The organism is Pseudomonas capeferrum, assembly GCF_013523055.1.
Taxonomy (GTDB): Bacteria; Pseudomonadota; Gammaproteobacteria; order Pseudomonadales; family Pseudomonadaceae; genus Aquipseudomonas; species Aquipseudomonas capeferrum_A.
In genome coordinates, this window is the sequence record NZ_JAAMQM010000025.1 from 86,843 (window position 1) to 93,512 (window position 6,670).

Sequence of the window (6,670 nt, forward strand, 5' to 3'; positions counted from 1 at the left end):
CCCCCCCATGATCAAATTGACAAAGCTTGCCCTCCTGGCCATTGCGTCACTCAGCGCATGCAATGCCTCTGCTGTCGAACTGGTGCTTTCTTCCAATGCCACTGAAATCCCCCATGACCTGGTCAAGGAAACGATTTCAGCGCACCTGCCACGGCAAATCGTAGAGCTTGATGGCAGCTACAAACTTTACGCATACCTGGAGACGGCCGACTACCAGCCGGGAGAACGGCTTTACAGCTATTCAGTGCAGCTTCATAAACGGGTGGAGGAGGCTGGCACCGGTAAGGTCTATTGGGTTAGTACTGGCGGCATCCGCGGCCATGGTGTTGCCACCGTAGCGCAGGACACGATTCTGGCCAACCTGGGTAGTGATCTCGTGGCCGGCGCCAATTCTTTCAAGCTCGATCAGATGTAATGCCAAGGTAGGTAGGGAATCCCTGACAGCTCATTCTTACAGCGTGACAATAAAAATTCATAGGCGATACTATTCGGGTACGCGTACGCGTTATGTATCTGCAAGCCTAGTGAAGCTGTCAGCGTTGGAGCTCGATATGACTGCAAAACCACCTTTTCTTTTGTCTCTGTCAGGGGCAGTCGCACTGTCCCTAATCTCAACTGACTCGTTCAGTTTCAGTCTTGTGCCAGACCCGCCTTCGAGCGAACTGCCTACGTACCTGGCTGCATCTGCGGGGGCCATTTTCCTCCTCGGCGCCTGGTACAGGTTCAACCGGTACAGAACTACGGCACAAGTGGCAGAGCTGCGGATCCAGCGCCAACTACAGGCGCTTGAGAAGCTGGAGACCCAGGTCGGCCGAGCGGAACAAGTACTGTCCTTGGAGTGTGAATTCATGACGCACCAGGTGCGCACCGAGCTTCAAGATTCCCTGTACGCCATCACTACAGACACCATTCGGAACATGGGTGGGCTGCGCAGGGGGGAACTCATGACCGACAAGCAGTTCAGCAAGTTGATGGCGCGGTCTTATGAGCTTTTCAGCAGCCTGGAGAAAGCGCAGGCCAATGAGGTCACGCTCAGTCTGGATGATGATGTGCCACTGCTCATGCCAGAACGGGGCAATCCTCTACCTAAGCCGGTACCACAAAAGCGTCCTGATGCCCCCCTGACACTCCAAGCCCCCACGGCAACTGCGGCAGCGAGTATCCCGATTCCGGTGAAGCCGCGGCCGAAGGGCGCCAACGCAGACGCAGGGGAGTCGGATGGGGTGCCGGCGCTGGCAGTTACGTCAGCTCTCGTTCTGGGTGGTGCTCTGCTCTCCAGCAATGGGATGTTCTTGGGTGGTGATGATGCCCAAGAGTCAGGTCAGAACGACTCCCTGGATGATTGAGGCTTATGGAGAACTCCAAGCCCGCGCCTGGTATCGAAGTGTCCTCTGCTAGGCGCATCACTGACTCAAGCATGCAGGGCATCACCCGTGACAATCGCCCATCGAAGCCTTCTGATGCCGGCTGGCGTGTTCGACTGATGAAGGATGGGAAGTTTGTCGCCGATCGCCATTTTCGCGACCTAGCCTACCACGGCCGTTCCCGGGCGAAGCACGCAGCGCAATGCTATCGCGACGACATGGCCACAGAACACCAGATCCAGTTCGCCCAAACCGTGCACACTGATCTTGCGCACCAGCGCCATGCAGCAGGCCTGACTCAAGCAGCTATAGCCTCGATGCTGTCCGTGTCGCCCGGGCTGGTATCGAAATGGGAGAAGGGGGCCGATATGCCGGTTGCAGCTCGATCACTCTTCCGCGCTGCAGTGCAAGCTGAGTTGGTCGGCGACGCCCCGAGCCTGGCCGGTGCGGATATCAGGCGCATCAGGGCCGAGGTTCTAGGCTGGACACAAGCACAACTGGCCGATGCGCTGGGGTGGGCTTACGCCGCAGTAGGCTATTGGGAAAGAGGACAACGGCGGATACCAGGCTGGGTCCAGGTGTACATGAAGGCGATCGACGAGGGCCGTGTCAGTGGCAAGCAGTGAGGATGTTGGTAGCAGTTCAACAATTGACGGGGCGATCAGCCAGTGGAGGCAAGTGAAGCCCTTGCACCTACGCCTCCCGATCGTCTTTTCAGATGGTACTCAACTTGCCCGCTTCGCAGTCGACTGCGGCCAGTGCCGGCGTAGTTTGAACGGACATTTGGTGAGGGGTGAGATCAGACCTCAGCCGGGCGATCGCTTCGAGCTGGTTGGGCTTGCTGCCTGTGAGGCATGCGCGTCGTTCACCCGATTCGCGATCATGTGTACGGGGTCATCCGGTTCGGTGCGGCTTGAGTTGTCAGCTGCTGGGCAATTGAAGCGGCATGAGGTGCACACAACTTGGTGGACGAAGTTGAGGGCCATTTTTCGATAGGCAAAAAAAACCCCTACATCAAGTGTAGGGGTAGCCTGGAAGGCATGGTTAGTCCTCAGTAGTTTTGAGGTTGAGCTCTTGCTCAGTGGACGGGTTTACGTTCAGTTTTTTCTCTTCCTCTTCCGCCAGGCGGAATTGTTCGAGAATATCTTCAAGCCGCTTTTGGTTTTCCGGGGAAAGCTGGCTGAAGCCTTTGTCTTGCCGAATCTCTAGGATTGCCGTTTTCATCGTTGGTGCTGCGTTGGTGATTGCCTTCTTGATGACCTTGCCTGGTACAAAACGAGGCATCAGCTTCTCTGTTCTGCCGCCTGCAGCAGCTGAACGGGCAAGGCCTTGCTCGATCACTTGCAGAGCTTTGGGACCATGCTCTTGAAGTATCTGAACTGCCAGCGTGAAGGAAACCACTTCGTCGCGGACATAGTTCCTGATCTCGATAGGTCCGTTGATCATCAAGAGGTAGTCCGAAACCTGGGCGGGCCAGAGATTCAGTTTTTTGGCGATCGCGGTATGGTCATCGGGGTGGAAGCGGGTCATGCGTTTGCAAACGACTGCGGTCGCATACGGGCTAAGCGGTGAACCATTGTTGCTGATCACGAGGTCTGCCGTCATGTCCTCTTCAGAACAATCATCTGCAGCAATGATGCAAGGAATGGTTGGAATGCTTTCACCGTCAGCGATCGCTTCCAGCGTGGCTTCAAGCCGCTGATGGCCACGCTTCAGACAAATAGACTGCCCGCCATTTTCATCGCGACGGATGATGACCGACAGAGCGGAATCCTTTTTAAAACCATTGTCTTTGATTGACTGCTTCAGCTTTTGAACGTTGGCCAGGTAGGCGGCATTGCGCTCCCTGACATTGTATCCCGGGATGACCTTGATGGTGCTTGGCGCCACATTCCACAGGTCGCCGGCGGTAAATTTCTTTTTTCCATCACCTTCTTCCATTGCCTTCTTGATGTTGCCAGTGGCGATGATCATGCGGAAATCCAGATCCATCTGGTGTTCGGTGCTGCTGTTTTCGACGGCTGCGGTCATGGCGGTGCCCTCCTGAAGGGTCAGTGATCGTTGAACTTGCTAACAGAGATGACTGACACCTGCGCATAACCCAGATTTGCCGACACCAGCCATCCGGACAGATATGCTACCTGTCTGGCGCGGCAATAATACATAACGCGTACGCATACGCGAAAGGTATTTCTTAAAGGATTGCTGCGTTACCTGCGCTCAACTACCCAGATCGTAGAGCGCTGCGCGGCATCGAGTTGCCCCGTGGCGGTGGCTCCGTCGACAAGGGATAACTTGATACCGACTGAGCTGCGGATGGTGTCTTCCAGATGGTCAAGGCCCGATTCTGTTTGGTAGGGAGACATGGCCACCTCGATTGCACCCGTCACCTTAAACAACTCACAGCCAGGGCTGTGGTTGTTCGCTCCAACGCGAGTGATGGTCAGGTCACGGATGGCACCATTCGTAATAGCGAGACTCATTGCCTCAGGACCTTGTCCGAAGATGCACAGACTTGCACTGACTAGCCCATTCAGTTCATCTCTCGATCGACAAGCGTCGACTGAAATGATTTTCTGGAAGGTAGCAGTGAACCCTGGCCAGGTGTCAGGGGGGGAAATTTTTCCGTGTTTTGATGACCAGACGGGATGATGGCTGACCATGACTCTTGTCACGTGGTCGAGGCTTTCCGCAAACGACCAGTGCTGGTCGGCGCCGGCACGAACTTTCGCAACTTGCCACTGGGAGCGAAACGCCCACAGCTCAAGGGAGGACGATTCGTCGATCTTGTAGAAATCACATTTGCTTTGAGCGTGGGTCAGCGCTGGCGCCATGACGGCATCACCATGCCATTCAAACTGGTCGAGGTTTTTTAACCTCTGATTCCCGTGCCAATACGAAAGCTCGACAGTGACCTGGGAGAACCACTTAACCGCTGAGGTGCTGGCGGCCGGCAGATGGGCGGGGGAAGAAATGCCTTGCTGGGGCTGGCTCGTGAGCATGGTTAGTCCCTCATAGTTTTGACGCGTGAATGATACATGAACACATACGCCACCTGTATCGTAATGCCATCGCTACATTTGGTGGACGAAAAAAACCGCCCTCGAAGAGGGCGGCTGGGTATGGTCAGTTTGTAGCTGAGGCTGCTGGCGCAGGCAGAAGCTCCTCTACAGCTGCGCCGGCGAGGGCTGCTTTCACCATGCTGTTGATGACGTCAGCGGTAGTGCCCGGCTCTGTTCGTTGGATGCAGGTGCTGTATGAGAACAGCAGTTGCTCTCCGATCAGGGGGATGCCGTTTTCGTCGGGGTCTTTCTCGTGATCGAACGTCCCGCAACCATTACCGATCTTCAGCTTAAGGGCTGCAGAGTTTGCACAATAGGCCGGGTCGCAGATGCCGCGAACGTCAAAGCGAATGCAGAATGCTTCTGCAAATGCGCGGATCTTCGGCGGTACGTTGTAGCTCTTGAAGGCCTCCTCGAAGAAGCTTGGGTGCACAGCTGGGCGTTGAGAGGTAGCGTCGAGGGAAGTGGTGGTCATGAATCATCTCCTGGTGGGTTGAACTTGCACCAGGAGATGCAGAGCAGGGTTCTGTAAATCTAGAGGGCGAGGGTGATAGCAATAATGGTCAAAAGCCCTATGCCCATGAGGACCTTCCTGTTCCGGTCATCAAAGTAGATCCCACGGCGGTTCAAGAAATGTTCGACGATCGTCCACCCGTCCATTGGGGGCAAGGGGATGATATTAGTCGCTGCTAGGAGGATCGAGCCCTGGGCCGCGACAAGCGTCGGCCAGTTCGGCGAGACGTAGTTAATACCGAAAAACAGCAGGCCGGTCGCCAGCGAGATGAGTGGGCCGCCTGCAGCAATGATCGCCCGGCGGTCTGAGGGCGCCTTTTCATAGTCGGTACTGACCACATAGGCCCAAAGCGGAATCAAACCGATTTCATGAATGATCCCGGATTTTCGGAACGAGAAAAGCTTATATCCGCCAATAATGAGTTTGTCAGGCTTAATGCCAAACCGCTGCATCGGTATTAGATGCCCGGCTTCGTGGATCAAAAGCAAGAACACGAGCATCAGCCAAATGACGAAAAAGGCGATGGCGAACATCCCGATGGTTACCAGTGCGTCAGGCAGCATGGTTTTCATTCCTAGAACATGATGCAGTAATTCTTTAGCAAAGCTTCAAAACGTTCAAGTCAATATCCGGATATTTGTCTTGTCCTGTGTACTGCACAGTACAACTACAGGCCAGATGGTAATACAGGTCCGTGTGCGTCATTACAGATGGTTATGAAACTACTCTGGTGAAGTATGAATACTTGTTTTCAGCTTGCGGCTTACGCTCGAACTCAATGGGCGCTAGCCCTACTACTCATGAAATCTCCGGAAACCACTCAACTAGCAGCCAGCGCATTTCAAGATGCAAAGGATGCTGCCTGGGGATATGGCTGGGGGGCTTCTGAAACCCCTCATGCACTCCTGTCTGATGTCCCGGAACTGTTGAACGCTTTCAATGAAGGCAAAACTGCGCTTCAGCAAGATATGAAACTTGCTGGCTGATACTAACTTTCAAAGGAACACCGATCATGAGCAGCACTGAAGTAAAAGCTAATCAACCAGCCCTTGCATTGTTCGCAGTTACTCTGAATTGGGGGCAGCAGGATGAGGGGACATATTCCGAATATGCCTTTGCAGTTTCTCAAAATGAAGCCTGCTTCAAAGTAGCTGAGTCGATGGCAGAGCAGCGTGAGTATATCGACGAACTGGAAACCCCAGAGGAAAAGCGAGAATGGATTTCTGGCCGAGCCTGGGACCTCGCAGATTGTCACTTGGTTGAGGACAGTTTGGCTTCTGATCTGGTAGCACTGTACGGCGACGTTCTCTTCCCTGATGGCGTTAAGCGCTCGATCGATATGACTGAATTGCGAGCTTTGATCGTTGAGCATCGTCACCGCCTGGTACCACCAGTTGAAGTCACACAGGTTGAGCAGTTGGCATTCCACTCTGTTGAGTCGGGCTTCTGCCGGGTCTACTACAAACGGCCGAAGGGCACTTTGTGCTGCTTCCAGTTGGACACGCGTAACTCCTTCAAGCTCTACCACTGTTCGCGTGATGGTGAGCCAGAACATGAGATCAGTCACGAGAACAAGGCGGTTATCACCTTGCCTGAAGACAATGGCTGCTCTCTAGTATCCAGCTTCCGCACATGGTGGGAGCAACAGAACAGGCAGTCAGCTGCCTAACACCAATGATCCCCGGCCACTCTTCGGAGTGGCTTTTTTTTGCCTCACGATAACCACCCAC

Annotated in this window: 9 protein-coding genes; 5 read left to right on the plus strand and 4 right to left on the minus strand. The window is 54.4% G+C overall.

The window, feature by feature from the left end:
• The first annotated feature begins 7 nt into the window (after window positions 1-7).
• The 3 genes from G7009_RS23875 (at window position 8) to G7009_RS23885 (ending at window position 1,990) form a co-directional block, all read left to right on the plus strand.
• On the plus strand, window positions 8-415 hold the full coding sequence (locus G7009_RS23875) for a hypothetical protein (protein WP_060515411.1): 408 nt from the start codon (window positions 8-10) through the stop codon (window positions 413-415).
• A 136-nt stretch (window positions 416-551) separates the two neighbouring features.
• The gene (locus G7009_RS23880) at window positions 552-1,346 is read left to right on the plus strand and encodes a hypothetical protein (RefSeq protein WP_181132499.1); all 795 of its coding nucleotides are present in this window, start codon (window positions 552-554) and stop codon (window positions 1,344-1,346) included.
• A gap of 71 nt (window positions 1,347-1,417) precedes the next feature.
• Window positions 1,418-1,990 carry a helix-turn-helix domain-containing protein gene (locus G7009_RS23885; protein ID WP_181132500.1) on the plus strand — a complete coding sequence of 191 codons (573 nt, stop codon included), beginning with the start codon at window positions 1,418-1,420 and terminating at the stop codon, window positions 1,988-1,990.
• 418 nt (window positions 1,991-2,408) lie between these two features.
• Here the strand turns inward: G7009_RS23885 and G7009_RS23890 are convergent, their stop codons facing one another.
• The 4 genes from G7009_RS23890 to G7009_RS23905 form a co-directional block, all read right to left on the minus strand.
• Window positions 2,409-3,395, minus strand: coding sequence for a ParB/RepB/Spo0J family partition protein (locus G7009_RS23890; protein ID WP_060515414.1), 987 nt, complete (start codon window positions 3,393-3,395; stop codon window positions 2,409-2,411).
• Window positions 3,396-3,574: 179 nt separating this feature from the next.
• Window positions 3,575-4,366, minus strand: a complete 792-nt coding sequence (locus tag G7009_RS23895; RefSeq protein WP_060515415.1) for a hypothetical protein — start codon at window positions 4,364-4,366, stop codon at window positions 3,575-3,577.
• A 124-nt stretch (window positions 4,367-4,490) separates the two neighbouring features.
• Complete coding sequence (locus G7009_RS23900) at window positions 4,491-4,901, minus strand: hypothetical protein (RefSeq protein ID WP_060515416.1); 411 nt, start codon at window positions 4,899-4,901, stop codon at window positions 4,491-4,493.
• A 59-nt stretch (window positions 4,902-4,960) separates the two neighbouring features.
• The gene (locus tag G7009_RS23905) at window positions 4,961-5,503 is read right to left on the minus strand and encodes a site-2 protease family protein (protein WP_060515417.1); all 543 of its coding nucleotides are present in this window, start codon (window positions 5,501-5,503) and stop codon (window positions 4,961-4,963) included.
• Between the two features lie 174 nt (window positions 5,504-5,677).
• Between G7009_RS23905 and G7009_RS23910 the strand changes: the two genes are divergently transcribed.
• Complete coding sequence (locus tag G7009_RS23910) at window positions 5,678-5,926, plus strand: hypothetical protein (protein ID WP_181132501.1); 249 nt, start codon at window positions 5,678-5,680, stop codon at window positions 5,924-5,926.
• A gap of 26 nt (window positions 5,927-5,952) precedes the next feature.
• Window positions 5,953-6,609, plus strand: coding sequence for a hypothetical protein (locus tag G7009_RS23915; protein ID WP_181132502.1), 657 nt, complete (start codon window positions 5,953-5,955; stop codon window positions 6,607-6,609).
• Window positions 6,610-6,670: the final 61 nt, after the last annotated feature.

Coding starts and splice junctions, on each gene's coding strand:
- G7009_RS23885 (WP_181132500.1), top strand. CDS start 1,418: ATGCAGGGCATCACCCGTGACAATCGCCCATCGAAGCCTTCTGATGCC.
- G7009_RS23895 (WP_060515415.1), bottom strand. CDS start 4,366: ATGCTCACGAGCCAGCCCCAGCAAGGCATTTCTTCCCCCGCCCATCTG.
- G7009_RS23890 (WP_060515414.1), bottom strand. CDS start 3,395: ATGACCGCAGCCGTCGAAAACAGCAGCACCGAACACCAGATGGATCTG.
- G7009_RS23915 (WP_181132502.1), top strand. CDS start 5,953: ATGAGCAGCACTGAAGTAAAAGCTAATCAACCAGCCCTTGCATTGTTC.
- G7009_RS23905 (WP_060515417.1), bottom strand. CDS start 5,503: ATGCTGCCTGACGCACTGGTAACCATCGGGATGTTCGCCATCGCCTTT.
- G7009_RS23875 (WP_060515411.1), top strand. CDS start 8: ATGATCAAATTGACAAAGCTTGCCCTCCTGGCCATTGCGTCACTCAGC.
- G7009_RS23910 (WP_181132501.1), top strand. CDS start 5,678: ATGAATACTTGTTTTCAGCTTGCGGCTTACGCTCGAACTCAATGGGCG.
- G7009_RS23900 (WP_060515416.1), bottom strand. CDS start 4,901: ATGACCACCACTTCCCTCGACGCTACCTCTCAACGCCCAGCTGTGCAC.
- G7009_RS23880 (WP_181132499.1), top strand. CDS start 552: ATGACTGCAAAACCACCTTTTCTTTTGTCTCTGTCAGGGGCAGTCGCA.